Consider the following 23,721-nt stretch of genomic DNA (forward strand, 5'->3'; position numbering starts at 1 on the left):
ATTATGGTAGGGAGTTGTAAGCCCGGTAAGCGTAGCGTCACCGGGCGTCAGGAGAGTTACTTAACGAAAGGGCGGGTGATTAGCCCAACAGGACCGGTGGTATACCAGCGACGGTTACCGCGGCTACGCGAGTCGCGCCCGACGGCCTGCGTCAGACGGTCCAGAATGATGGCGAGAATCACAATGCCGACGCCGCCGACGGTTGCCAGCCCCATATCAAGACGACCAATGCCGCGTAGTACCATCTGGCCAAGCCCACCGACCGCAATCATCGAGGCGATGACGACCATTGAGAGAGCCAGCATCAGCGTCTGATTAACGCCTGCCATAATGGTGGGCATCGCCAGCGGTAGCTGTACTTTGAACAACATTTGGCGCGGGCTGGCGCCGAACGAGCGCGACGCTTCAATTAAGTCGGCAGGCACCTGGTTAATGCCCAGGATCGTCAGGCGTACAATCGGCGGTAGAGCAAAAATAATCGTCACCACCACGCCCGGCACGTTACCGATGCCGAATAACATGACAATCGGCACCAGATAGACAAACGCGGGCGTGGTCTGCATCGCATCCAGCAGCGGACGAACTATTTTGGCCGCGCGCGGGCTGCGCGCCAGCCAGATTCCCATCGGTAATCCGATCACGACGCAGAACAACAGGGCGGTCAATACCAGCGCCAGGGTAATCATCGCCTGCGACCAGGCGCCGATCGCGCCGATGGCGATCAGCGATATCAGCGTTGCGATCCCCATGCCCACGCCGGAAACCTGCCAGGCAATCAGCGCAAAGAGAATAATCGCCACAGGGGCGGGCATTCCCAGCAGCAGTTGCTGAAAGCCGTTAAGGATGTAATCCACCGGCACACGAATCCCCTGAAAAAGGGGACGGAAATGGGTGACGACCCAGTCGATTCCCTCTGTGACCCAGCTATCCAGCGGGATCAGCGTCTTATGGAACGGGTCCAGAAGAGAAAAGTGTTCAGGGGCTGGCGCGGGCGCGCTGTTCAACCAGTCGGTACTGCCGCCGTCCGTGGCTACGCCTGCCGGTGTTCCCCAGGCATCAGCCGTTTGCGTCGTAGTATCGGCCACCTGTGCGGTATCCCACGGATTCGTTTGATCAGCCATTGTTACCCCCCTCGCGATCTAAAGCCTGTAGCAACATACGTTTTGAAATAATGCCAACATACTGGTGTTCTTCATCGACAACCGGCACCGCGCAGGGCGCCTGGCCGACGTGAGAGAGCAACTCGCTGAGTGGGGTTTGCGCATCAACGACTAAAGGGTCGTCGATAAGCGCCGCTTCAATCCCTTGCGCCTGGCTTAATGCCGCTTTTAATGAGTCGATGGACACGACGCCCACGAATTTATTGCCACGCTCAATGACGTAACCATATTCACGGTCTTCGTCCTGTAATAATTTCAGTGCCGAACGGGGACCGAAACCTGGCGTTTTACGAATTAAGCCGACCGGACTGCGACGGGCAATATCTTTGGCGCTAAAGACCTGACTAATATCCACGCCACGGAAGAACGTGCGGACATAATCATTTGCCGGATTATTCAGGATCTCATCCGGCGTACCAACCTGTACGACCTCGCCATTTTGCATAATGGCAATCCTGTCGCCAATACGCATAGCCTCATCAAGATCGTGGGAAATAAAGACAATGGTGCGCTGATGTTTCGCCTGTAATTTCACCAGCTCATCCTGCATTTCGGTACGAATTAATGGATCGAGGGCGGAAAACGCTTCATCCATTAATAAGATATCAGGGTTGATTGCCAGCGCGCGGGCAAGTCCAACACGCTGACGCATCCCACCGGAAAGTTCATCCGGATAGGCATGAGCGTAATTTTCAAGCCCCACCTGACGCAAGGCGTCCAACGCTTTTTCGCGACGCTCTTGCGCCGCGATGCCCGCTAATTCCATACCGAATGCCGTATTATCCAGCACGGTCATATGCGGCATGAGCGCAAATGACTGGAAGACCATCGCAATCTTTTTCCTGCGCACCTCGCGAAGCTCAGCGTCTGATATTTTGGCAATATCAACGCCGTCGATCAGTACCTGTCCGCGGGTGGGTTCAATCAGGCGATTGAGAAGGCGTACCATTGTGGATTTACCCGAGCCGGATAATCCCATGATGACAAATATCTCGCCTTCTTCAATGGCCAGACTGGCGTCTTTAACGCCAAGCGATAGCCCCGTTTTTTCCAGTATTTGCTCTTTCGATAGTCCCTTTTCAATATATTTGAAGGCACGCTGTGGATGCTCTCCAAATATTTTATACAGATTCTTCACTTCTAATTTAATTGCCATGCAATAGAATGATTCCTGTTATTTACTTATGTCGATATGTTACCTGATAGAAATAGTTACCTTTTTCTACCCTAACATACTCAGAATCTGAGACAACCCTGAATTTGCTTCTGGCATGAATATTGCGAGGTGCTATCGGCTGTGATTTCCCATGATATAAGGGCTGAACGCGAATGGGGAGGGAGAGATATTTTTTGAGACAACCAGCAAAAATCCACCTGAATTGGTGGAATCCAGGTGAATAATCTCACTCGTATTGAGTGTAGAACATGTTGTAATATTTGCGCGATTTAACCCGGTATTGCTTGAAATAAAGGCATGGAAAATGTAACGTTATTTCCCATGCCCGTAAGGTTAAAAATTCCAGTCTTCGTCTTCGGTTTCGACTGTTTTCCCCATCACATAAGATGAACCTGAGCCGGAAAAGAAATCATGGTTTTCGTCGGCATTCGGCGAGAGCGCGGCAAGGATTGCGGGATTCACGTCTGCCATCTCCGGCGGAAATAACGCCTCATAACCCAGGTTCATTAAGGCTTTATTGGCGTTGTAGCACAAGAAGGCTTTGACGTCGTTAACCCAGCCGGTTTCCGCATATAACGCTTCTGTGTAGCGGATTTCGTTGTCGTACAGTTCCATCAATAAATTCAGCGCGAAAAGCTTTAACTCTTCACGCTCGATTGCCGATAGTTTTTGTAGCGCTATCTGATACTTATAGCCAATATAATAACCGTGAACCGCTTCATCGCGAATGATTAAACGAATCAGGTCGGCAGTGTTCGTGAGCTTACCGCGGCTGGAGAAATACATCGGCAGCCAGAAGCCGGAATAGAACAGAAAAGACTCTAAAAAGACGCTGGCAATCTTTTTCTTTAGCGGTTCATCGCTGACGTAATGAGCCAAAATAATCTGCGCCTTACGCTGAAGCGGCGGGTTTTCTTCGCTCCAGGCGTAGGCGGCATCAACCTCTTTCGTCTGGCACAGCGTGGAAAAAATAGAACTGTAAGAGCGGACGTGTACCGCTTCCATAAAGCTGATGTTCGACAATACTGCCTCTTCATGCGGCGTGATGGCATCTGCCATTAACGACGGCGCGCCTGCGATGTTCTGGATAGTGTCGAGCAGCGTAAGACCCGTAAACACGCGAATGGTGAGCTGCTGTTCGGCGGCGCTCAGCGTCTGCCAGGCCGGAATATCATTCGATAACGGCACTTTTTCCGGCAGCCAGAAGTTACTGGTCAGCCGGTTCCATACCTCCAGATCTTTGTCGTCCTGGATCTTGTTCCAGTTGATGGCGCTAATACGAGATAATTTCATATGGCTTTCCTTATAGCGCGCAGGATACGCAGCCTTCAATTTCAGTACCTTCCAGCGCCAACTGGCGAAGCCGGATGTAATACAGTGACTTAATACCTTTTCGCCAGGCATAGATCTGCGCTTTGTTGATATCGCGGGTCGTGGCGGTATCGGGGAAAAACAGGGTGAGCGACAGTCCTTGATCGACGTGGCGCGTGGCCTCGGCATAGGTATCAATAATTTTTTCCGGACCGATATCGTAAGCATCCTGATACATGTCCAGGTTTTCATTGGTCATAAACGGCGCGGGGTAATACACACGCCCGGTTTTGCCCTCTTTGCGAATCTCAATTTTGGCCACAATCGGATGAATGCTGGAGGTCGCATGATTAATGTAAGAAATCGAACCGGTCGGCGGCACCGCCTGCAAATTTTGGTTATAGATGCCATAGCGCATCACATCGTCGCGCAGCTTTAGCCACATTTCGCGTGTGGGCAGCGTAATGCCGCTGCGGGCAAATAGCGCCCTGACTTTCGCCGTTTTCGGTTGCCAGTCGTCCTGTAAATACTGCGTAAAATAGTCGCCGCTGGCATAGCGCGACTGCGCAAATCCGGCGAAGGTTTTGCCGCGTTCGCGGGCCAGCCGCATTGAAGTATGCACGGCATGCCAGGTAATGGTGTAAAAATAGAGATTGGTGAAATCCAACGCCTCCGGCGAACCGTAGGCAATGCCTTCTCTCGCCAGATAGCCATGCAGATTCATCTGGCCCAGACCGATGGCATGAGAGGCGGCATTACCGGCGGCTATTGAGGGTACGCTGCGTATATGGCTCATGTCCGACACCGCCGTCAGGCCGCGAATAGCGGTTTCTACGGTACGACCAATGTCCGGTGAATCCATGACGTGAGCGATATTCAGCGAGCCGAGATTGCAGGAAATGTCATGCCCGATGTGGGTATAGTCAAGGTTATCGTCGTAACGGGAGGCGCTATTGACCTGTAAAATTTCCGAGCACAGGTTGCTCATATTAATGCGCCCAGCAATGGGATTCGCGCGGTTTACCGTATCTTCAAACATGATGTAGGGATACCCGGATTCGAACTGAATCTCCGCCAGTGTTTGAAAAAAGTCACGGGCGTTAATATAGGTTTTACGCACGTGCGGATCGGCAATTAATTCATCGTACCGTTCGCTAATGGCGATATCGCCAAACGGTTTGCCGTAGCGTCGTTGTACGTCATAGGGCGAAAAGAGCGCCATTTGCGCGTTTTCTTTCGCCAGCCGGAAGGTGATATCCGGGATCACCACGCCGAGAGAGAGCGTTTTGATCCGGATTTTTTCGTCGGCATTTTCCCGTTTGGTATCCAGAAAACGCAGAATATCCGGGTGGTGCGCATGGAGATAAACCGCGCCGGCCCCCTGGCGCGCGCCAAGCTGGTTGGCATACGAAAACGCGTCTTCCAGCATTTTCATCACCGGGATCACGCCGGAAGACTGATTCTCAATGCGTTTGATCGGCGCGCCCGCCTCGCGCAGATTGGAGAGTAAAAACGCGACGCCGCCGCCGCGTTTGGAGAGTTGCAGCGCCGAATTCACCGCCCGCCCGATCGACTCCATGTTGTCTTCGATACGGAGCAGGAAGCAGGAGACCAGTTCCCCACGCTGCTGTTTACCGCAATTTAAAAAAGTCGGGGTGGCGGGCTGAAAGCGACCAGAAAGCATTTCATCGGTCAGTTGGGTGGCCAGCGTTTCGTCACCCTGCGCCAGCGTCAACGCCACCATTGTCACCCGATCTTCAAAGTGTTCCAGATAACGTTTGCCGTCGAAGGTTTTCAGCGTGTAACTGGTATAGAACTTCCAGGCGCCAAGAAACGTCTGGAAGCGAAAGCCGCTGGCGTGGGCGTGCTCGAACAGGCGGAAGACGAAGGCGCGGTCGTAACGCGCGAGGACGGCGTCATCGTAATACCCTTCCCGAACCAGCGTCTCCAGACGTTCATGCTGGCTGGCAAACGTCACGGAATGCGGGCGGACGTGGGCGGCAAAGAAGGCGTCGATCGCCTGCTGGTCCTTGTCGAACTGAATATGGCCTGCTTTATCATAAAGATTCAGCATCGCGTTCAGGGCGTGGTAATCCATGGTTTCCTGCATTACGCGCTCCGGGGTAGTTGTTGCCAAAATTCATTTACTCCTTTTCGGACGTTATCGATGTCGCGTTGTGTGCCCATGAGCTCAAAGCGGTACAGCCAGGGAACGCCACATTTTTGTGCTATCACATCGCCAGCGCATCCCCAGGCATCGCCGAAATTGCGATTACCGGAGGCGATAACGCCGCGAATGCGCGCCCGGTTGTGTTCATCATTTAAAAAGCGGATCACCTGTCGCGGCACCGCACCGGCCATCCCGCCGCCGCCGTATGACGGCACAACCAGAATGTACGGTTCGTCTACCCGAATTCGCTCCCGCTCATTGAGCGGAATACGCGTGGCAGGCAGCCCCAGACGCTGCATAAAGCGGTGCGTATTTTCAGAGCTGCTGGAGAAGTAGACGAGCGCGCTCATGCGTTTGCCGCGTGGGGTGTCGGGTGCAGACGGTTAATCATGTCCGGGCGGAAGCCAGACCAGCTCAAATCGCCTGCCATCACCACCGGTAATTGACGAAATCCTTGCGCCCGGAGCGTATCCGCTGCATCCGGCACCAGATCGACGTTCACCATCTCAAATTCAAATCCACGGCTTTCCATCGCCCGCTTTGTGGCGTGGCACTGAACACAGTTATTGCGAGTGTAAATAGTAATGCTCATGATTCGTATTTCCATTTAAAATGAGAAAACGGCGCGATGAAACGCGTCGGATTGTCGGGTGTTGATACAGGAAATACTAGATGTAGTTGAATTAAGATTCAACCATACAAGATATGGGAATTTTCGATTGATTTTAACGTCGCTGATGAACGCAGCGGGGTAGGGGCGGCATGGCTAATTTTTGCCGGATGGCGGCGTGAACGCCCGCTCCGGCCTGCAGGTTGACGCATAACAGAGTTGGCTGACATCAGCGCCATCCGGCAACAATGCGTCACATTCGCATACCGATCGCCAGACGGTTAAAGCAGTTCATTAAACCAATAGCGAAGGTCAGATCGCTGATTTCACGCGCGCTGAAATGATCGAGCAGCGGCAGGTAAACATTATCTTCAGCGTGGGTTTCAGCAATGTGCGTCACCGATTCCGCCCAGGCTAACGCCGCGCACTCTTGCTCGCTGAAATGGTGACTTACCCGCCATCCTGCCAGCGCATCTAATTTAGCTTGATTCACGCCAGCCTTACGCAGCGCTTTACTGTGCATCTCCAGGCAAAATGCACAACCATTTATTTGCGAAACACGCAGGTAAATCAGCTCCATCAGAGTGAGGTCAAGCGTGCTCTTTTCCAGCGCGTTTTTCGCCTGCACCAGAGCGCTATAAACCTCCGGGCTCAGTTCATAATAGGGTTGGCGTAACGTTGTCATCATGTTTCTCCTCGTGTTGATGACGAGCACTGTAGCACTATAATGGTCTGTAAAAGAGAGCCATATTTTTACAGAAAAAGCAGACCATATGCCGCGCTATCAGCACATTGCTCGTCAGTTAAAAACGGCCATTGAGCAAGGAGAACTCGCGCCCGGAACGCGTTTGCCTTCCAGTCGGACGTGGGCGCAGGAACTGGGCGTTTCTCGCGCCACGGTGGAAAATGCCTATGGCGAGCTGGTGGCGCAGGGCTGGCTGGAGCGACGTGGCCAGGCAGGCACGTTTGTGAGCAACGCTCTACGGTTTGAGACGGCGCCGCCGATACCCGCTGTTTTTGCCGGAGAAAGTCCGGAACCGAAACCCTTTCAGATGGGGTTACCGGCGCTGGATCTCTTTCCACGCGAGAAGTGGGCGCGAGTGATGGGACGTCGGTTGCGCACGCAGACGCGCTTCGATCTGGCATTAGGCGACGTCTGCGGCGAGGTGATTTTGCGCCAGGCGATAGTCGATTACCTGCGGGTTTCGCGTAGCATTGAATGCCTGCCGGAACAGGTATTTATTACCTCCGGATATGCGGATTCTATGCGGCTAATCCTGCGTACATTGTCTGTGCCGGGAGACAGCATGTGGGTGGAAGATCCCGGTTTTCCGTTAATTCGCCCGGTGATAACGCAGGAGGGGATTACGCTGGCGCCGATTCCGGTCGATGCGGATGGGCTGAATGTCGCGGCGGGGATGCGGGATTGCCCGCAGGGGCGCTTTGCATTGGTGACGCCCGCCCACCAAAGTCCGTTGGGGGTAGCGCTGTCGTTAACTCGCCGACGGCAACTTCTGGCATGGGCGGCGAATGTGCAGGCCTGGATTATTGAAGATGACTACGACAGCGAATTTCGTTATCACGGTAAACCGCTTCCGCCGCTCAAGAGTCTGGATGCCCCGCAGCGAGTGATTTACGCCGGAACGTTCAGTAAGTCGCTCTTTCCGGCATTACGTACCGCCTGGCTGGTGGTGCCGATAAAGCAGATTGAGCATTTCCGCCAGCAGGCGTCGCTGATGCCCTGTAGCGTACCGTTGTTATGGCAGCACACGCTGGCTGATTTTATCCGTGATGGCCATTTCTGGCGGCATCTGAAAAAGATGCGCCAACATTATGCTCAGCGACGGTTATGGATTGAAGAGGCGCTGGCAGAACAGGGATTTGTCGTGACATTACAGAAAGGCGGTATTCAATTGGTTATTGAAGTTGAAGGTGATGATAAAGCGCAGGTAGCAAAAGCGAATCAGGCCGGACTGGCGGTACAGGCGCTAAGCCGTTGGCGAGTGGTTTCGTCAGGAAAGGGGGGCATTCTACTGTCGTTTACCAATATTACTTCCGCTGGCATGGCGAAACAGGTCGCATGGCAGCTTCGACAGGTGATACGGTAACCGTTTCGCCGAATGGCGCGACCTGGGCCTGCGGCAATGATGCAGGCCCCATAAAGTATGTCGCCATCCGGCTGCGCACGTCGTTAGCGACGCAGGCTAAGCAGCGCCCCGATAAAAATCCCTACCGCTGCGGCGGTTCCTACGCTACACCAGGGTTTTTCACGCACAAACGTATCCGCGCATCCCATCGCATCACAGGCGGCTTGTTTTACGCGAGTACGACCCTGCATCCGCGCCCGGGTCTCTTTCAGCAACGCCTGTGCTTTGCGTCGCGCAGCCTCAGCTTCGTCTTTCGCATCGCTTCCCCAGGATTTAAGGACATCTTCCAGACTGTCGGCTAATCGATTGACATCATTCTGAATATCCTGAACACCATCATCGACGTCGTTTCGGTTCGGTTTGTTAAGCATATGATCCTCCATTGATTTCGATGTAGCTTTCAGTGTAGTTCATATTTTTACCTGCTGAGGCTTGTTACGGCGATATCATGCGTTTCTGGACTTTTCTGAAAGCGTTGATAACGCGCTATCGGGTAAGGTAAGCCCGCAGTACAAGAGAATGAGGATAAAATATGTATTTACGACCTGACGAGGTGGCGCGGGTACTGGAAAAGGCAGGGTTTACCGTCGATGTGGTGACGAATAAGACGTATGGTTATCGACGCGGCGAGAATTATGTTTATGTTAACCGCGAGGCGCGTATGGGGCGTACCGCGCTGATCATTCACCCCAGATTAAAAGACCGTAGCTCATCACTGGCTGACCCGGCTTCGGATATTAAAACCTGCGATCATTACCAAAACTTTCCGCTCTATTTAGGCGGCGAGACCCACGAACATTACGGTATTCCCCACGGCTTTAGCTCCCGAATAGCGTTAGAACGTTATCTGAATGGGCTTTTTGGCGACGAAAAAACCGACTAAAAGCGCGACTGGCAATGCCAGTCGCGACGCTAACTTACGCCTTAGCCTGATGATAGCTGCTCACTTTAAACAGGCGGCGACAATAATCCAGGAAGTAGCCATAAACCGCGCCCATTAACATTGAAACAACAATGTTTGAACTCACGGCGGCCACTATCTGATGCCAGCCGGCACCGACGGTCAGCAAGATGATAATATAAACGGGTGACTGAAAGGTGACATAAGCCAATACATCCGCCAGGTTTTTGGCCCATCCCGCCGGGCTTGCCTTACGCGCGACGCGCATAATCAGATCGCGGTAAACGCCGTATGGCCATGCAATCAAAATGTTGACAGGTATCGCCACCAGCCTGGAAGAAAGCGACTGCTCAAAGCTCATTCCGGAGAGGAATATCTCGATCAACATGTTCACAACAGAACAGTAAACAACCATCGCAAACGTGTCTGCTACGGCATGACGCAAGCGTGACTGTGGAGAGAACATGTTAATGCTCCTTGTAGCGTATCGATCAGAATGAGGTGATGGTTGGTAGTGAAATCATAAAGCACTTTTGTCTTTGCATAGAGTATATCACTATATAATAACTATCAACTAGTGTAATATTTTTATTTATAGGCTTTTTGTCGATAAAATACTCTGTGATTGTGTGTTTTTTGCTCGCGGCGAGATTTTCGTTGTTGTTAGTCATTAATTACTTTTAAATTAATGCATTATAATGCATTGTTTTTCTGGCGATTTTCAGCCACATTCCAAATGTTGTCAGATGCGATGTATTCTCGGCTAACGGCACGCGCTCTACTTTTCTCAGCATAATTATAGCCATTGCAGACTGATTTTTAGCATAAAGCTCTGATGATGATTTTTGAATGGTTAATCTCTTATTGTGCTGAAATATTCACTTCTGTATAAGGTCAGCCACCGTGAGGGTCACCGCGGTTACTGAGATACGCAATACGCTATAAACAGCCAAACGGGAAACCTACAGATATACCGTAGGCAGAATAACCTGAAACACGCAGGGGGTAATGAATATAACCTTCTGGTTAACAGATTAATATAATTAATCGAGTTATGCTGTGTATATCTGTATGAACTTTAGGATCTGGAAATATAATCAACAATCGCATACAATACCGCCTGTAATAGTTTTTTGTTTTCTGCGTTAAAAGGTTTTTATTGATATGAATTTGATGTTACAGAACTTAAATAATATCCGCACGCTGCGCGCTATGGCTCGCGAATTCTCCATTGACGTTCTTGAAGAAATGCTCGAAAAATTCAGGGTTGTCACTAAAGAAAGACGCGAAGAAGAAGAATTGCAGCAACGCCAGCTTGCCGAGAAGCAGGAGAAAATTAATGCCTTTCTGGAGCTGATGAAAGCAGACGGTATTAACCCGGAAGAGTTATTTGCCATGGATTCAGCAATGCCGCGTTCTGCTAAAAAGCGCCAGCCGCGTCCGGCAAAATATCGTTTTACTGATTTCAATGGCGAAGAAAAAACCTGGACCGGACAAGGTCGTACGCCTAAACCGATTGCCCAGGCGCTGGCGGCGGGGAAATCTCTGGATGATTTCTTAATCTAATCACGGATAGCTTTTAACAGATGGCGCTTCGTTTCCTGTCTCTATTAACCGGGACTCAGGGAACGTTGCGCCATGCTCATTTTGATAAATCAGCACACGCCAAAATCGCCCTCTTCGCAATAGGGGGTGACATCTGCCGCTTTGAGGATCAATTTTTCGCCCGGTTCATTACCGACCTGTACCGCGACAATATGATCCTCGTTGACTTCAATCACTTTCAGTTTCGGCCCACCCATTCGGGGCTGTACGATATCGCCTGGTGTGAACATCACGCCCTCCTGTTGAACAATGGTATAAACCCGCCTTCAGTCTACTACACACTTACCGACGCGTGGTGAAGGTACCGCTTAATGAGTACGGGTATTCCAGGGCATTTTTTCCAGTAGTCGCGCCATTCCGCAGAAGCCGGTCATGCCTGCCAGCATTAACCCGGCCCCGACAAAACCGCTAATGAGGAAAAAGCCGCCGTGGACCGTATAGCCCATAATAACCCCAAGCAACGCCAACCCGCCGGCGGCGATTTGCACCTGACGCATCAGCGGCAACGGTTGCGATTTGTCTTCTGTGACGGGCAATCCTGCCGCTTTCCATCCGTCGATACCGCCTTCCAGTAGACTGACCTGAGCAGGGGCGGCAATGGCCTGTAGTTTTGCTGCATTGCTGCTGGTTCGTTTACCTGACTGACAGTGAAAAATAATCTGTTCCGCTCGCAGGTTGGCGGGCAAATCGCCCTGTTCAAGCCGGGAGAGCGGCGCCAGTTGCGCATGTGGAATATGCTCGCGCAGATATTCATCGGCGTCGCGCACATCAATCAGTTTCGCGCCTTGCGCTATCAGCGCTTGCGCCTCACGGGGGGAAACTATCCCAATGGACATCGTGCCTCCTTATGGACAATAGAGATTCTTTAACGTGGCGATAATCGTATTAACCGCCTCATTTTTAATGAAATAGTGAATGCGCTGGGCATCGCGTTGACTATCAATCAGCCCTTCTTCCCGCATCCGCGCCAGATGTTGCGACGTCGCGGAGGGGCTTAGCCCGGTAATGCGCGCCAGTTCGCCTGCGCTGGTTTTTGGCGAACCGCAAAGCATACATAAAATCAGTAATCTTTTTGGGTGGCTCATCGCTTTGAGCAGGGCCGCCGCCTGTTCTGCGCTGGCCTGAAGTTGTTCAAGCTCTGTCATAGTTATTTAAGTATTTTCTAAATTTAGTTAATTCTAAAATAAACATCAACCTAATGCCAGCGTAAAGAGCGTAAAGGAGGGTAAAAGCGCGGCGCGCGACTGGCAGGCTCAGGTAAACTGACTATGCTTAGAGATAAAATCTCTTTTTAAACAATGACTAATTTTGCTTGTATGGAGTGTATATGGGTTTCTGGAGAATTGTATTTACGATTATTTTGCCTCCGCTCGGCGTACTTTTAGGAAAAGGGTTCGGTTGGGCATTTATCCTTAATATCCTGCTGACATTACTCGGATATATTCCGGGGCTTATCCACGCATTTTGGGTTCAGATGCGTCATTAATTACCGGCCACCGGCGGCGCATAAGCGCCGCTTATCAGGATAACCTCATTCCCTCTGCTACACTTTTCTTTGTGTGTATTTTTGACAAGCGAGGTGAATATGGGACTTTTCAATTTTGTAAAAGATGCAGGTGAAAAACTCTGGGACGCGGTAACCGCTAATCATGATAAGGACGATCAGGCGAAAAAAGTCCAGGAACATTTAAATAAAACGGGAATACCCGACGCTGACAAAGTGAATGTGCAAATAGCTGATGGAAAAGCGACAGTGACGGGTGATGGGCTGAGTCAGGAGGCAAAAGAAAAAATTCTGGTTGCCGTGGGGAATATCGCCGGGATTAGCAGCGTTGACGATCAGGTTAAAACCACGACGCCGGCGGCTGAAAGTCAGTTTTATACCGTAAAATCAGGCGACACCCTGAGCGCTATTTCAAAGCAAGTGTATGGTAACGCCAATCTGTATAATAAAATTTTCGAGGCAAATAAACCGATGCTGAAAAGCCCGGAAAAAATATATCCGGGACAAGTGTTGCGTATTCCTGAAGAATAATGGCTATCAGGTCGCGCCAGGCTACATTTTCCCTGCCATCGCCTGGCGAATAATGGGAATCGGCGTCAGCAAATGCTGACGCATTAATTCGCTGGCGCGTGCCGCCTCGCGCGCCAGTATCGCTTCGGTTAGCGTGTGATGCTGGATATGTTTATCTTCCAGCATCTCGACGGACAGAACGGTTTCACGTAACCAAATAAAGCGGTAGCGGGCCGCCAGGTCAAATAAGCGTTCGCGCATCTGTAGCAGATAGTGGGAGCCGCACCCGGCGACAATGGCGGAATGGAACGCCTGGTGGCGCTGATCCCATTCATCGAGCATATGTTCACTGGCATCGCTGGCTTCCAGTTTGCTGAGCATATGCGCTCGCGCCAGGATCTCCGCCTCCCACGCATCATCGCCGCGTTCAATCGCCAGGCGTACCAGCATCGCTTCCATATTGGCGCGCGCGTCAAAAATATCGAGGAGTTCCGCCTCTGACATGGATGCCACGCGATAGCCTTTTTGATTCACCACGGTGACCAGCCGTTCCGCCACCAGTTGCGACAGCGCCTCACGCAGCGGCCCTACGCCGAGCGCATAGCGGGCGGTTAATAAACTCATCCGCAGTTTCTCATCCGGCTGATAAGTGCCGCGAATAATGTCATTTTTAAGCCAGCGATAGCCATCTATGGCCGTCGGTTGGGAAAGGGCGGTCATCTTTTACTCCTGAGAAGCTTCCCGGCTGACGCCGGGAATAACTAACGTAGGTTTTGCAGGGGGGCTTTTTGCCACCTTATCAGTTTTTTCCAGCGAGACATAATGGGGACAGTACCTATTATGCCCAGCCCTAACAGCCCCGTTGAAATGACTTCTAGTTGCTGTGCCGGTCGAAATAGCATCACCACCAGGACAAAGCAGATAAAGCCGATAACCAGCCAGGTGAGCCACGGATAAAGCCACATTTTCAGCTTAATTTCTCCGCCCTGCGCCAGCAGAATTTTACGCATTCGCAATTGCGAAATCGCAATCACCAGATAGACCAGCAGCGCGATGGCGCCAGAACTGTCGATAAGAAATTTAAACACTTTTGCCGGGGCGTAATAATTGACGATAACGGTTAAAAACGCCGCGCCGGTAGAGAGGAGAACCGCCACCCAGGGCGTTTTGCTACGGTTAGTTTTTCCCATTATCGCAGGCGCATCGCCGCGGCGGCTAAGGGAATAGAGCATCCGGGAGGCGGTATATAATGCGGAGTTCAGACAACTGGTCACCGACAATAAAATCACGCAGTCCATAATGAATTTTGCGTGCGGAATATGAAGCAGCTCCAGTACCGAACGGTACGAACCTACGCTTTTCAGACCCGGCATATTCCACGGGATCAGCGCCACCACCACAAAAATGGAACACAGGTAAAAGATGGAAATTCGCCAGATAACAGAATTGGTGGCGCGTACGATATGTTTATCCGGCGTATCGGATTCCGCGGCAGCAATAGTGACGATTTCCGCGCCCATAAAAGAGAACATGGTGATCAACATGGCGCTTAACACCGCGCCGAAGCCGTTAGGCATAAAACCACCGTGATCCCATAGCCGGGAGATACCGCTTACCTCAGCATACGGATAAAAACCGCTAATCGCTGTCGCGCCCAGCGCGATAAACGCCAGAATGGCAATTACTTTACATAGCGCCAGCCAGAATTCGAACTCGCCGTAATTTTTGACGCTCAATAAATTGCTTCCGGTTAAGGCAAGCGTAATCACTAATGAAAATAGCCATACCGGAATACCCGGTATCCATGAATTCAGAATAATGGCGGCAATATTGGCCTCCAGCGGAATAACCAGCACCCAAAACCACCAGTATAACCAGCCGATGGTATACCCGGCCCAGGGGCCGATCGCTTTATCCGCATAGGTGGAAAAAGAACCGGTATCCGGTGTGGCGACGGCCATTTCAGCCAGCATTCGCATAATCATGACGACTAAAAGTCCTGCGAACAGATAGGCCAGCAGTACCGCAGGGCCGGCCTCCGCAATCGCCACGCTGGAACCGACAAACAGGCTGGCGCCGATAACGCCGGCGATCGATAACATGGTGACGTGGCGTGATTTCAGCCCGCCCCCTAATGCATGTGATTCTGACAATTGCCCCATCCTAAAACCTCTTTATTGTTATTGCGCTCGTTTACCGGATGGCGCCTGGCTTATTCGGCCTACAATCGAAACGGTTTTTGTAGGCCGGATAAGACAGTTACGTCGCCACCCGACGCTGCTTATTGGACATTACGCTTGTTTCGCCTCATCAAAGCACTGGGCGATAATCTCCAGGCCTTGCCGAATCTGCGAGGCCTCAATAGTGAGTGGAACGAGGATGCGCAAGATGTTGTAGTAAGGACCGCAGGAGAGCAGAATTAACCCTTTCTCGCGGGCGCGGGCCACAATGTCGGCGGTCAGAGTCGCGTTCGGTTTGCCGGGGTCGCCATTTTCGAACAACTCAATGGCGATCATGGCGCCCAGTCCGCGCACGTCGCCAATCTCACGGTGCGTTTCCGCTATCTCCATCAGGCCATCGCGCAGCGTGTTGCCAAGCGTATTTGCCTTTTGCAGTAGATTTTCCTGCTCGAAAATATCCAGTACCGCCAGCGCGGCGGCGCAGGCAATCGGGTTTCCGGCATAGGTGCCGCCCAGACCGCCCGGCGCGATAGCGTCCATCACGTCTGCCCGGCCGGTAACGCCTGCCAGCGGAAAGCCGCCGGCGATCGATTTCGCAAACGTGGTAATATCTGCCGCAACGCCCATCTGTTCCATGGCGAACAGCGTACCGGTCCGGCCCGCGCCGCTTTGCACTTCGTCGGCAATCAACATAATGCCGTGTTGGTCGCATAGCGCGCGCAGTCGCTGCATAAACGCGGGAGAGGCGGCGTAAAATCCGCCTTCGCCCTGTACCGGCTCAATAATAATGGCGGCGATATCTTCCGGCGCGGCATCATTTTTAAAGATGCGTTCAATGCTGGCGATCGCGTCGTCGTCGCTGATGTTGTGTAGTGGGCAAGGATAAAGCGCGCGGTAGACATGGCCTGGCATCAATCCCATACCAGCAGAGTACGGGTGTACTTTCCCGGTCAGAGAGAGCGTGTAGTGGGTACGACCGTGGTAAGCGCCGCTAAACGCGATAGCGCCGCTGCGTTTTGTCGCCGCGCGGGCGATTTTCACCGCGTTTTCAACCGCTTCTGAACCGGTCGTGACCAGCAACGTTTTTTTGGCGAAATCGCCCGGTACCTTCTGGTTCATGCGTTCGCACAACGCCAGGTACGGTTCATAGGCCAGCACCTGAAAACAGGTATGCGACAATTTCTTCAACTGCGCTTCGACCGCTGAAACAATGCCCGGATGTAAATGACCGGTGTTCAGGACGGCAATGCCGCCCGCGAAATCGAGATACTCACGGCCTTCGACATCCCACACCCGACAATTTTCCGCCCGCTCGGCGAAAATCGGGTGAATCTGCCCCACGCCGCGAGGAACAGCGTTATGACGGCGCTGCATTAAAGCGTTATTGGTATTCATTAGCGACTCTCCTGTTAAAGGCCGATGCACATATATTTGATTTCTAAATAATCTTCGATGCCGTATTTGGAACCTTCTCGGCCTAATCCGGAGGCCTTAATGCCGCCGAAAGGCGCGACTTCGTTGGAGATAATGCCGGTATTAATACCGACGATGCCGTATTCCAGCGCTTCGCCGACGCGGAAAACGCGGCTTAAATCGCGTGCATAAAAATAGGCTGCCAGGCCGAACTCGGTATCGTTAGCCTGCCTGATGACGTCCGCCTCGTCGCTGAAGCGGAACAGAGGCGCGAGCGGCCCGAATGTCTCTTCTTTGGCGACTTTCGCGTTATCAGGAACATCCGCCAGAATGGTCGGTTGAAAGAAGTTGCCGCCCAATTTGTGCGCTTCACCGCCCGTAATGACGCGGGCGCCTTTTTCCAGCGCGTCGGCGATATGCTCCTGGACTTTCGCCACGGCTTTTTCATCAATCAGCGGCCCGATAGCAACGTCGGCTTGCAGACCGTCGCCGACCGCGAGCTTATTTACCGCCTGGTTGAGTTTTTCCGCAAAACGATCGTAAACGTCGTCCTGAACATACAATCTATTGGCGCAGACACAGGTCTGCCCTGCGTTGCGAAACTTCGAAGCCAGCGCGCCCTCGACGGCTTTATCCAGATCGGCATCGTCAAAGACGATAAACGGCGCATTGCCGCCCAACTCCAGCGATACTTTTTTAATGTCTTTGGCGCATTGTTCCATTAGCTGGCGGCCAATCTCCGTCGAGCCGGTAAACGACAGTTTGCGTACCAGCGGGTTGCTGGTCAGCTCGCCGCCGATATCGCCAGCCGAACCGGTAACGACGTTAAATACGCCTGCGGGAATTCCGGCGCGCTGGGCCAGTTCCGCCAGCGCCAGCGCGGAAAACGGCGTCTGGCTGGCGGGTTTGAGTACCATCGTGCAGCCTGCGGCCAGCGCGGGGCCGGCTTTACGGGTGATCATTGCCGAGGGAAAGTTCCACGGGGTAATCGCGGCGGTGACGCCGATGGGCTGTTTAATTACCAGCAGCCGTTTATCGGCCTGATGACCTGGAATCGTGTCGCCATAGATACGCTTCCCCTCTTCGGCGAACCATTCAATAAACGAGGCGGCGTAGCTAATTTCGCCTTTCGCTTCCGCCAGCGGTTTGCCCTGTTCCAGCGTCATCAGACGCGCCAAATCGTCCTGATGTTCCATCATCAGATTGAACCAGCGACGCAGGATATTGGCTCGCTCTTTGGCGGTGAGCGCGCGCCAGGCGGGCAGGGCGCGATTGGCGGCGTTGATGGCGTCGCGCGTCTCTTCCGCCCCCATTTTGGGCACATTGCCAAGCGGTTTCCCGTTGGCGGGGTTGCTCACGGGGATGACATCGCCGCCGCGCGCGTCGCGCCAGTCGCCATCGATAAAGGCCTGCTGGCGGAACAGGGTAGAGTCGTTAAGTTGCATAATTGCTTCCTGTCTGAAGGGTTAACGGGTAAATGCGGCGTGTAATGCGTCCACGCTGCGTGCCGCACGCAGCGTACGTCCGGGGTTGCTCTGGCTTGCGCGTAGCGCCTGAACTTTGCTGACGATATGCGCGCCGATAGGTATCGCTGATGTCGCCGCCGGGGAGGGGGCGTTACAGGTGTGAATGGAACGCGGCGTCGTAACAAACAGAAAATCATCAATCAGTTTGCCGTCCGGCGAAACCGCCTGCGCCCGCACGCCTGCCGGCCAGGGCTGGAGATCGTTGACGGTCAGGCTGGGGCAATACTTTTGTACTCGCCGCAAATAGCCGCTTTTGCACAGCGAGTTTTTCATCTCGCCCAGTCCGGAAAGCAGATGATTTTGCAGTACGCGGCGAATGCCGGCGGAGCGGAAAATCTCCAGGGTGTCGGTGAAGGAAACGTCGCGCTTACGGTAGCCTTCGCGTTTAAGCGCCAGCACCGCATTCGGCCCGACCGTGACGCTGCCATCGATCATGCGGGTAAGATGGACGCCGAGAAACGGCATTGCCGGATCGGGGATCGGGTAGATCAAATGGTTAACGATCCGGTTGTGTCGCGGGGCCAGACGAAAGTACTCGCCGCGGAAAGGGCAGATAATAAAACCGGGCTCCACGCCCAGCATTTTGACCAGCCGATCCGCCATCAGCCCTGCGCAGCTGATAAGCGTAGCGGTTTCTATTTCCCGACCTTGCGAGGTGCGAATAACAATGCCAGCGGCATGTTCTGTTAGCGCGCTGACCTCGGCATGGTAGATGATCTCGCCGCCTTTGGCCTGAAAGCGGTTCGCCATGGCCGTCGCGACATCGCGATAGCTGACAATCCCGCTGGAAGGGACAAAAATCCCGCCCAGGCCAATGATATTGGGTTCGCGTTCACGCAGCTCCGCCGCGCTTAACCACTCGCGCTCTAAGCCGTTGGCCGCCGTCCGCTCCCATAGCGCGCGCATCCGCGCCATTTCCAGCTCCGAGGTGGCGACCAACATTTTGCCGCAGGTGTCGTAGCGGATGTTGTTTTGATCGCAAAAGGTTTTGGTCGCCTGATTGCCTGCCAGACAAAACTGCGCTTTGAGGCTGCCGGGCGTGTAGTACACCCCGGCATGGATCACGCCGCTGTTATGCCCGGTCTGGTGGCAGGCTGGCGCGGACTCTTTTTCCAGCAACGCGATGCGCGCATCCGGGCAGACATCAATAAGTTGCATGGCGGTCGACATGCCGATAATGCCGCCGCCGATAATCACAAAATCATACATCCGCGTAATTCCTTCGCCGTGGCGCTTATTGGTGAGTTTGATAATGGCTGGCGGCGTAGGCGAAGTAACCTCGCTGGCGCATCAGTTCGCGACGCAAGTCAGGATGCGGCGTAAAACGATCGCGTCCATGTAGCCAGAACAGATTGTTAATCAGCAGGAATTTGCCGACCGGTACCGGCACGGAGAGGATGTTTTGACTGGTTTCCAGCGCGTCTGAAAGCTCGCTGAGCCAGACGCCTTCTTCAAAGTCTTTTGGCTGGACGAACTGGTCGATATAACGCATGACCGGGCGGCCTTGTTGGTCGACATCAAACACCGGGTGCCAGACGTCATGGCTAACATTTTTGCTTGGCGGTGCCGCCCAGCGCATGACGCGACGCGCCAGCGGATGGGTAAAAAACGACTCCAGATGTTCCCAGTCATCAAGGTGCAGCAGCAGCGAATTACCGCCTTCCATATTTTGTTCGTCGATTTTCATCATCAGCACGTAGTCGGTCACCTCCTCAACATAGGTGCCGTCATTGTGCAGTTCCATTACGCGGTGGGGCTGGCGCAGATAACTGTCGGAGTTGTCGACGTTTTTGACCACGAAACGCGCGTAATACTGGCCGCTCATCGCATCGTAGTTGGAGCGACCAATAAGATGCGCCACCGCCGTCGCCAGTTTGACCATCTCTTCTGCCTGTGCGACATCATCGAGCCCTTCGGCGCTGATCAACAGCGCGCCTTGTGCACGATTGAGTAGCGTTTTGATCAACAGCGGTTGTAGCTGATTGCCGCACAGATCGTCGAGGACCTTGCCGATTTTGAAACGTAAGAAAGATTTGTATTCCAGCGCCTGCACCGGCCACTGCGCAACCTGATGGAGAAATTGTCTTGTGGTATCCGCCGTAAACGTTAACGCCAGCAGACGCGGCGACTGCGCCGAAGGGGCAAGGGTGAAACCAGTATGGCGTTGGGCTAAATCATCTGTGTTCGCTTTTACGGCAGTCAGTGCATTCATCAGAATCATTCCTCTCGGTAGATGGTCAGGGAGACATGGCGATGCTCATTTCGTAGCCATAAATTAAAAATATCGACATTTTCCAGGAACGCGTATGAAATAACCGTTTTTGTTTAATTATTGTGATCAAAAACAACAAATATTTAACAATACGAAAGGTGAGGTTAACGGCGCCACGAGCCTGACAACGGCAAGAAGGGGTGTAAAATGAGCGAGTTATGGGGAGAGTGATGCTGGCGGGGTTGCCCGGCCTGGCACATGAGCGCGTAGGCCGGACAAGTACAACGTATTTCAGCAGTCAATTAACCGGCGTCAACCTGCGGTTTACGGCTGTGTTTACGGATCAGACGTAACACTGGCGGTACGACAATGACCATGATCGCCATGAGCAGCAGGGCTTTGGCAACGCCGCTTTGCCACAAAATCGCCATATTGCCGTTACTGATGGAGAGTGCGCGACGCAGGTTCTGCTCCAGCATTTCCCCCAGTACGAATCCCAGGATCAGCGGCGACATGGGGAAGTGCATTTTACGTAAAATGTACCCTAACACGCCGAGCGCGACCATCAGCACCAGATCGAAGGTGGTGCTGTGTACCGCATACACCCCTACCGCCGATACGGCAGCGATGGCGGGTACCAGGAACCACAGCGGAATGGTGAGCATACGGGTGAACAGACCGATCAACGGGATATTCATGATCAGCAGCATCACGTTCGCAATCAGCAGCGCAGCGATGAGTCCCCAGACGATATCCGGCTGTTCGGTGAACATCGCCGGGCCTGGCGTGATGTTGTACAGCGTCAGCGCCCCCATCATCACTGCCGTAGTGCCGGAACCGGGAACGCCCAGCGTCAGCATCGGGATGAAGGAGCCGCAGGCAGAGGCGTTGTTTGCCGCCTCCGGCGCCGCGACGCCGCGAATATCCCCTTTGCCGAAGCTATCGCTGTTGCCGCTGAGTTTTTTCTCGGTCATATAGGTAATGGCGCTGGCAATGGTCGCCCCGGCGCCGGGCAATACGCCGACAAAAAAGCCGATTACCGAAGAACGCAGGGTGGTGCCGATACACTGCGCGCCTTCTTTCAGGTTGAACAACATTCGACCCGTTTTGCGGACCATTGTTTGCCCGCTGCTGGTATGTTCCAGCATTAAAAGTATTTCTGATACCGAGAACAGGCCGATCACCACGACGATAAACTGTACGCCGTCGGAAAGATGAACGCTGTCAAAGGTAAAGCGATAAACCCCGGTGTTGGCGTCTACGCCGACGGTCGCAAGGCCAAGACCGATCAGCGCTGCCAGAAATGATTTAAGCGGGTTTTGCGCCATCATGCTGCCAAGACAGGCGATGGCAAAAACCATTAAGGCGAAATATTCCGCCGGCCCAAAGGCCAGCGACCATTGCGCCAGTAAAGGGGCGAACAGAATGATGCCGCCGATAGCGATTAATGAACCGAAAAATGAGCTGACTGCGGAAATCGACAGCGCTACGCCGCCTTTCCCTTGCTGCGCCATCGGGTAACCGTCCAGCGCCGTCATGATCGCCGCCGCATCGCCGGGGACATTGAGCAATATGGAGGAGATCCTGCCGCCATACTCACAGCCAATGTACACCGTCGCCAGCAGAATTAGCGCCGACTCCGCAGGCAGATGCAACGCAAAGGCCAGCGGCAGTAAGATTGCCACGCCGTTGATCGGTCCCAGGCCCGGCAGCAGACCGACGATCGTGCCCACGAAGCAGCCAATCAACGCGATAACCAGGTTTTCCGGCGTCATCGCCACCGCAAAGCCCTGAGAAAGATATATCCAGGTATCCATCGTTGCTCCGTTAACTCAGCCAGGCGCCGAGAGGTAAGGTGACATCAAGCAGCCGGTCAAAGGCATACCACAGCAGAATGCCTAATACCGCGCCGGAGATACCCGCCGCCGGAATCGTGGCGCCGAACAGCATCCCGATAACCATGGTGAGAAGCGCGGTGGCGATGGGAAAACCCAGCCATTCGAATCCCCAGGCATACATCAACAGGATGATGATCATGGTAATTAGCTTTTGCAGCACATGGCGGCGCGGCCAGCTCACCGTGTCGGGATGGCGCAATAACAGCGCTAGCGCGCAGAGCGCCATCAGGCCGATAATCCCCAGCGGAAAAGGGCGGGGGCCGACGGGTTCATAGCTGTATTCGCTTTGGATCTGCCAGGCGATGAATAGCCCGGCGATACAGAGCAACAGCCAGATACCCGCAAAGATACGATCGCTCATCATTGCCTCCGCGATTATTTCGCGAGTCCGAAGGCTTTCGCCTGTTCACGGTAATCAGTAACCTGTTTTTTCACGTAGTCATCGAGCTGCTGGCCGGTCATGTCGAACTCAAACAGGCCGCGCAGATCGCGCTGCTTTTTAAACTCGTCGGTTTGCTGGAGCTTCTTGAAGGTATCCACCCACCACTGGTAATCGGCATCGCTGACTTTGGGCCCGACGTAGAAGCCGCGAATAATCGGCCACACCAGGTCGTAGCCCTGTTCTTTAGCGGTAGGGACATTGGCAAGCTGGCCCGGCAGACGATTTTCTGAAAAGACGGCAAGCACGCGGATTTTGTCGCCGCCCAGATAAGGCACCATTTCACTGAGATCGCCGGAGACAACCTGAACATGGTTGCCCATTAATGCCGTCACCGGCTCGCCGCCGCCCTCAAAGGCAACGTAGCGCATCTTGTGCGGGTCGACGTTCGCCTTTTGCGCCAGCAACGCCGACTTCATCCAGTCCTGGCTGCCAATAGAGGCGCCAGCGCCAATGACCACGCTGTTGGGATCTTTTTCCATCGCTGTCATCAGATCTTTCAGCGTTTTCCACGGGGAATCCGCACGCACGGCGATCATGCCGTAATCAGTGCCCACGCTTGCCAGCCAGCGCACATCATCCACGCCGTAGCGACCAAATTTCCCCTGCGACAGGTTGAGCAGCGAACCGCCGGAAAAGGCGACCACAGTCCCGGGTTCGCCAGGGCGTTGGGCGACTATCGCGTTATAGGCCACAGCGCCGACGCCGCCGGGCATATACGTTACCCGCATGGGTTTCTCGATAGCGCCAGTCTCCAGCAAACTCACCTGAATCAGCTTACAGGTGAGGTCGAAGCCGCCGCCAGGTTTGGCTGGCGCGATACATTCCGTTCGCGACGGCGCCTCCTGCGCCAGAACAGAGGTACTCATTAATAAAATGCTTGCAGTAAGGGTACGAAGTAATTGTTTTTTCATTTTTTATCCTCACGCCGGACGTCCGGATTTTTCAGGTTCGGAAG

The 23,721-nt window shown here is 53.4% G+C and carries 26 protein-coding genes; 5 read left to right on the top strand and 21 right to left on the bottom strand.

Annotated features, from left to right (window positions below):
• Positions 1-56 precede the first annotated feature (56 nt).
• The 7 genes from proW to ACLJTG_RS08800 form a co-directional block, all read right to left on the bottom strand.
• Positions 57-1,121 (bottom strand): glycine betaine/L-proline ABC transporter permease ProW, encoded by a 1,065-nt coding sequence (gene proW, locus ACLJTG_RS08770; RefSeq protein ID WP_000775022.1) that lies wholly within the window; start codon positions 1,119-1,121, stop codon positions 57-59.
• Complete coding sequence (gene proV / locus ACLJTG_RS08775; protein ID WP_000985529.1) at positions 1,114-2,316, bottom strand: glycine betaine/L-proline ABC transporter ATP-binding protein ProV; 1,203 nt, start codon at positions 2,314-2,316, stop codon at positions 1,114-1,116. The genes proW and proV overlap by 8 nt, the downstream gene beginning before the upstream one ends.
• A gap of 354 nt (positions 2,317-2,670) precedes the next feature.
• Positions 2,671-3,630 (bottom strand): class 1b ribonucleoside-diphosphate reductase subunit beta, encoded by a 960-nt coding sequence (nrdF, locus tag ACLJTG_RS08780; RefSeq protein ID WP_198898159.1) that lies wholly within the window; start codon positions 3,628-3,630, stop codon positions 2,671-2,673.
• A 10-nt stretch (positions 3,631-3,640) separates the two neighbouring features.
• Positions 3,641-5,785: a class 1b ribonucleoside-diphosphate reductase subunit alpha gene (gene nrdE / locus ACLJTG_RS08785; protein WP_198898158.1), complete on the bottom strand. Its 2,145-nt coding sequence runs from the start codon at positions 5,783-5,785 to the stop codon at positions 3,641-3,643.
• Positions 5,758-6,168, bottom strand: a complete 411-nt coding sequence (gene nrdI, locus ACLJTG_RS08790; RefSeq protein WP_001275409.1) for a class Ib ribonucleoside-diphosphate reductase assembly flavoprotein NrdI — start codon at positions 6,166-6,168, stop codon at positions 5,758-5,760. Before nrdI ends, nrdE begins: the two co-directional genes overlap by 28 nt.
• Complete coding sequence (nrdH, locus tag ACLJTG_RS08795) at positions 6,165-6,410, bottom strand: glutaredoxin-like protein NrdH (protein WP_000028870.1); 246 nt, start codon at positions 6,408-6,410, stop codon at positions 6,165-6,167. The genes nrdI and nrdH overlap by 4 nt, the downstream gene beginning before the upstream one ends.
• A gap of 271 nt (positions 6,411-6,681) precedes the next feature.
• On the bottom strand, positions 6,682-7,113 hold the full coding sequence (locus ACLJTG_RS08800) for a carboxymuconolactone decarboxylase family protein (RefSeq protein WP_000209807.1): 432 nt from the start codon (positions 7,111-7,113) through the stop codon (positions 6,682-6,684).
• An 88-nt stretch (positions 7,114-7,201) separates the two neighbouring features.
• Between ACLJTG_RS08800 and ACLJTG_RS08805 the strand changes: the two genes are divergently transcribed.
• Positions 7,202-8,536 carry a PLP-dependent aminotransferase family protein gene (locus tag ACLJTG_RS08805; RefSeq protein ID WP_001138479.1) on the top strand — a complete coding sequence of 445 codons (1,335 nt, stop codon included), beginning with the start codon at positions 7,202-7,204 and terminating at the stop codon, positions 8,534-8,536.
• 83 nt (positions 8,537-8,619) lie between these two features.
• Here the strand turns inward: ACLJTG_RS08805 and ACLJTG_RS08810 are convergent, their stop codons facing one another.
• Entirely contained in the window at positions 8,620-8,946 is a 327-nt protein-coding gene (locus tag ACLJTG_RS08810) for a DUF883 domain-containing protein (protein WP_001519557.1), read from the bottom strand.
• A 161-nt stretch (positions 8,947-9,107) separates the two neighbouring features.
• On the opposite strand from ACLJTG_RS08810, the gene ACLJTG_RS08815 reads away from it, so the two are divergent.
• A complete protein-coding gene (locus ACLJTG_RS08815) occupies positions 9,108-9,458 on the top strand; it encodes a DUF2002 family protein (RefSeq protein WP_000281305.1) in 351 nt (116 codons plus the stop codon).
• Positions 9,459-9,492: 34 nt separating this feature from the next.
• Here ACLJTG_RS08815 and alaE read toward each other — a convergent pair whose 3' ends face one another.
• Positions 9,493-9,942 (bottom strand): L-alanine exporter AlaE, encoded by a 450-nt coding sequence (gene alaE / locus ACLJTG_RS08820; protein ID WP_000492669.1) that lies wholly within the window; start codon positions 9,940-9,942, stop codon positions 9,493-9,495.
• A gap of 698 nt (positions 9,943-10,640) precedes the next feature.
• Between alaE and stpA the strand changes: the two genes are divergently transcribed.
• On the top strand, positions 10,641-11,042 hold the full coding sequence (gene stpA, locus ACLJTG_RS08825; protein ID WP_001051100.1) for a DNA-binding protein StpA: 402 nt from the start codon (positions 10,641-10,643) through the stop codon (positions 11,040-11,042).
• An 89-nt stretch (positions 11,043-11,131) separates the two neighbouring features.
• On the opposite strand, the gene ACLJTG_RS08830 is transcribed toward stpA, so the two are convergent.
• From ACLJTG_RS08830 to ACLJTG_RS08840, 3 genes are all read right to left on the bottom strand, one after another.
• Positions 11,132-11,311 (bottom strand): hypothetical protein, encoded by a 180-nt coding sequence (locus ACLJTG_RS08830; protein ID WP_000494942.1) that lies wholly within the window; start codon positions 11,309-11,311, stop codon positions 11,132-11,134.
• Positions 11,312-11,389: 78 nt separating this feature from the next.
• Complete coding sequence (locus tag ACLJTG_RS08835) at positions 11,390-11,917, bottom strand: rhodanese family protein (RefSeq protein ID WP_000022009.1); 528 nt, start codon at positions 11,915-11,917, stop codon at positions 11,390-11,392.
• A gap of 9 nt (positions 11,918-11,926) precedes the next feature.
• Positions 11,927-12,226, bottom strand: a complete 300-nt coding sequence (locus ACLJTG_RS08840; RefSeq protein WP_000137432.1) for an ArsR/SmtB family transcription factor — start codon at positions 12,224-12,226, stop codon at positions 11,927-11,929.
• 182 nt (positions 12,227-12,408) lie between these two features.
• Here ACLJTG_RS08840 and ACLJTG_RS08845 point away from each other — a divergent pair, with 182 nt between their 5' ends.
• Together ACLJTG_RS08845 and lysM are read left to right on the top strand one after the other, a co-directional pair.
• Complete coding sequence (locus ACLJTG_RS08845) at positions 12,409-12,567, top strand: YqaE/Pmp3 family membrane protein (protein ID WP_000508175.1); 159 nt, start codon at positions 12,409-12,411, stop codon at positions 12,565-12,567.
• A gap of 99 nt (positions 12,568-12,666) precedes the next feature.
• Complete coding sequence (lysM, locus tag ACLJTG_RS08850) at positions 12,667-13,116, top strand: peptidoglycan-binding protein LysM (protein WP_000522406.1); 450 nt, start codon at positions 12,667-12,669, stop codon at positions 13,114-13,116.
• Positions 13,117-13,137: 21 nt separating this feature from the next.
• On the opposite strand, the gene csiR is transcribed toward lysM, so the two are convergent.
• The 9 genes from csiR to ACLJTG_RS08895 all read right to left on the bottom strand — a co-directional run bounded on the left by csiR (position 13,138) and on the right by ACLJTG_RS08895 (position 23,677).
• A complete protein-coding gene (gene csiR, locus ACLJTG_RS08855) occupies positions 13,138-13,815 on the bottom strand; it encodes a DNA-binding transcriptional regulator CsiR (protein ID WP_000126152.1) in 678 nt (225 codons plus the stop codon).
• Between the two features lie 41 nt (positions 13,816-13,856).
• Positions 13,857-15,257, bottom strand: a complete 1,401-nt coding sequence (gene gabP, locus ACLJTG_RS08860) for a GABA permease (protein WP_000531282.1) — start codon at positions 15,255-15,257, stop codon at positions 13,857-13,859.
• A 129-nt stretch (positions 15,258-15,386) separates the two neighbouring features.
• On the bottom strand, positions 15,387-16,670 hold the full coding sequence (gabT, locus tag ACLJTG_RS08865; RefSeq protein ID WP_001095561.1) for a 4-aminobutyrate--2-oxoglutarate transaminase: 1,284 nt from the start codon (positions 16,668-16,670) through the stop codon (positions 15,387-15,389).
• Between the two features lie 14 nt (positions 16,671-16,684).
• The gene (gene gabD / locus ACLJTG_RS08870; RefSeq protein WP_198898156.1) at positions 16,685-18,133 is read right to left on the bottom strand and encodes an NADP-dependent succinate-semialdehyde dehydrogenase; all 1,449 of its coding nucleotides are present in this window, start codon (positions 18,131-18,133) and stop codon (positions 16,685-16,687) included.
• Between the two features lie 21 nt (positions 18,134-18,154).
• Positions 18,155-19,423 carry an L-2-hydroxyglutarate oxidase gene (gene lhgO / locus ACLJTG_RS08875; RefSeq protein ID WP_410958924.1) on the bottom strand — a complete coding sequence of 423 codons (1,269 nt, stop codon included), beginning with the start codon at positions 19,421-19,423 and terminating at the stop codon, positions 18,155-18,157.
• Between the two features lie 25 nt (positions 19,424-19,448).
• Positions 19,449-20,426 (bottom strand): glutarate dioxygenase GlaH, encoded by a 978-nt coding sequence (gene glaH / locus ACLJTG_RS08880; protein ID WP_198898154.1) that lies wholly within the window; start codon positions 20,424-20,426, stop codon positions 19,449-19,451.
• Positions 20,427-20,728: 302 nt separating this feature from the next.
• A complete protein-coding gene (locus ACLJTG_RS08885) occupies positions 20,729-22,243 on the bottom strand; it encodes a tripartite tricarboxylate transporter permease (RefSeq protein WP_000382036.1) in 1,515 nt (504 codons plus the stop codon).
• A 10-nt stretch (positions 22,244-22,253) separates the two neighbouring features.
• Positions 22,254-22,688, bottom strand: coding sequence for a tripartite tricarboxylate transporter TctB family protein (locus ACLJTG_RS08890; protein ID WP_001574835.1), 435 nt, complete (start codon positions 22,686-22,688; stop codon positions 22,254-22,256).
• A gap of 11 nt (positions 22,689-22,699) precedes the next feature.
• Positions 22,700-23,677 (bottom strand): Bug family tripartite tricarboxylate transporter substrate binding protein, encoded by a 978-nt coding sequence (locus ACLJTG_RS08895; protein WP_000744416.1) that lies wholly within the window; start codon positions 23,675-23,677, stop codon positions 22,700-22,702.
• Between the last annotated feature and the right edge of the window lie 44 nt (positions 23,678-23,721).

It is taken from the genome of Salmonella sp. SAL00672 (assembly GCF_046552175.1).
GTDB lineage: Bacteria > Pseudomonadota > Gammaproteobacteria > Enterobacterales > Enterobacteriaceae > Salmonella > Salmonella enterica.

What these genes read in the sequence shown, in the direction of transcription:
- proV (WP_000985529.1), bottom strand. Translation starts at nt 2,316, where the DNA reads ATGGCAATTAAATTAGAAGTGAAGAATCTGTATAAAATATTTGGAGAG.
- ACLJTG_RS08830 (WP_000494942.1), bottom strand. Translation starts at nt 11,311, where the DNA reads ATGTTCACACCAGGCGATATCGTACAGCCCCGAATGGGTGGGCCGAAA.
- ACLJTG_RS08810 (WP_001519557.1), bottom strand. Translation starts at nt 8,946, where the DNA reads ATGCTTAACAAACCGAACCGAAACGACGTCGATGATGGTGTTCAGGAT.
- ACLJTG_RS08805 (WP_001138479.1), top strand. Translation starts at nt 7,202, where the DNA reads ATGCCGCGCTATCAGCACATTGCTCGTCAGTTAAAAACGGCCATTGAG.
- proW (WP_000775022.1), bottom strand. Translation starts at nt 1,121, where the DNA reads ATGGCTGATCAAACGAATCCGTGGGATACCGCACAGGTGGCCGATACT.
- lhgO (WP_410958924.1), bottom strand. Translation starts at nt 19,423, where the DNA reads ATGTATGATTTTGTGATTATCGGCGGCGGCATTATCGGCATGTCGACC.
- ACLJTG_RS08800 (WP_000209807.1), bottom strand. Translation starts at nt 7,113, where the DNA reads ATGACAACGTTACGCCAACCCTATTATGAACTGAGCCCGGAGGTTTAT.
- stpA (WP_001051100.1), top strand. Translation starts at nt 10,641, where the DNA reads ATGAATTTGATGTTACAGAACTTAAATAATATCCGCACGCTGCGCGCT.
- ACLJTG_RS08845 (WP_000508175.1), top strand. Translation starts at nt 12,409, where the DNA reads ATGGGTTTCTGGAGAATTGTATTTACGATTATTTTGCCTCCGCTCGGC.
- ACLJTG_RS08885 (WP_000382036.1), bottom strand. Translation starts at nt 22,243, where the DNA reads ATGGATACCTGGATATATCTTTCTCAGGGCTTTGCGGTGGCGATGACG.
- ACLJTG_RS08895 (WP_000744416.1), bottom strand. Translation starts at nt 23,677, where the DNA reads ATGAAAAAACAATTACTTCGTACCCTTACTGCAAGCATTTTATTAATG.
- gabP (WP_000531282.1), bottom strand. Translation starts at nt 15,257, where the DNA reads ATGGGGCAATTGTCAGAATCACATGCATTAGGGGGCGGGCTGAAATCA.
- nrdF (WP_198898159.1), bottom strand. Translation starts at nt 3,630, where the DNA reads ATGAAATTATCTCGTATTAGCGCCATCAACTGGAACAAGATCCAGGAC.
- ACLJTG_RS08890 (WP_001574835.1), bottom strand. Translation starts at nt 22,688, where the DNA reads ATGATGAGCGATCGTATCTTTGCGGGTATCTGGCTGTTGCTCTGTATC.
- alaE (WP_000492669.1), bottom strand. Translation starts at nt 9,942, where the DNA reads ATGTTCTCTCCACAGTCACGCTTGCGTCATGCCGTAGCAGACACGTTT.
- ACLJTG_RS08815 (WP_000281305.1), top strand. Translation starts at nt 9,108, where the DNA reads ATGTATTTACGACCTGACGAGGTGGCGCGGGTACTGGAAAAGGCAGGG.
- nrdI (WP_001275409.1), bottom strand. Translation starts at nt 6,168, where the DNA reads ATGAGCGCGCTCGTCTACTTCTCCAGCAGCTCTGAAAATACGCACCGC.
- lysM (WP_000522406.1), top strand. Translation starts at nt 12,667, where the DNA reads ATGGGACTTTTCAATTTTGTAAAAGATGCAGGTGAAAAACTCTGGGAC.
- csiR (WP_000126152.1), bottom strand. Translation starts at nt 13,815, where the DNA reads ATGACCGCCCTTTCCCAACCGACGGCCATAGATGGCTATCGCTGGCTT.
- nrdH (WP_000028870.1), bottom strand. Translation starts at nt 6,410, where the DNA reads ATGAGCATTACTATTTACACTCGCAATAACTGTGTTCAGTGCCACGCC.
- ACLJTG_RS08835 (WP_000022009.1), bottom strand. Translation starts at nt 11,917, where the DNA reads ATGTCCATTGGGATAGTTTCCCCCCGTGAGGCGCAAGCGCTGATAGCG.
- glaH (WP_198898154.1), bottom strand. Translation starts at nt 20,426, where the DNA reads ATGAATGCACTGACTGCCGTAAAAGCGAACACAGATGATTTAGCCCAA.
- gabT (WP_001095561.1), bottom strand. Translation starts at nt 16,670, where the DNA reads ATGAATACCAATAACGCTTTAATGCAGCGCCGTCATAACGCTGTTCCT.
- gabD (WP_198898156.1), bottom strand. Translation starts at nt 18,133, where the DNA reads ATGCAACTTAACGACTCTACCCTGTTCCGCCAGCAGGCCTTTATCGAT.
- ACLJTG_RS08840 (WP_000137432.1), bottom strand. Translation starts at nt 12,226, where the DNA reads ATGACAGAGCTTGAACAACTTCAGGCCAGCGCAGAACAGGCGGCGGCC.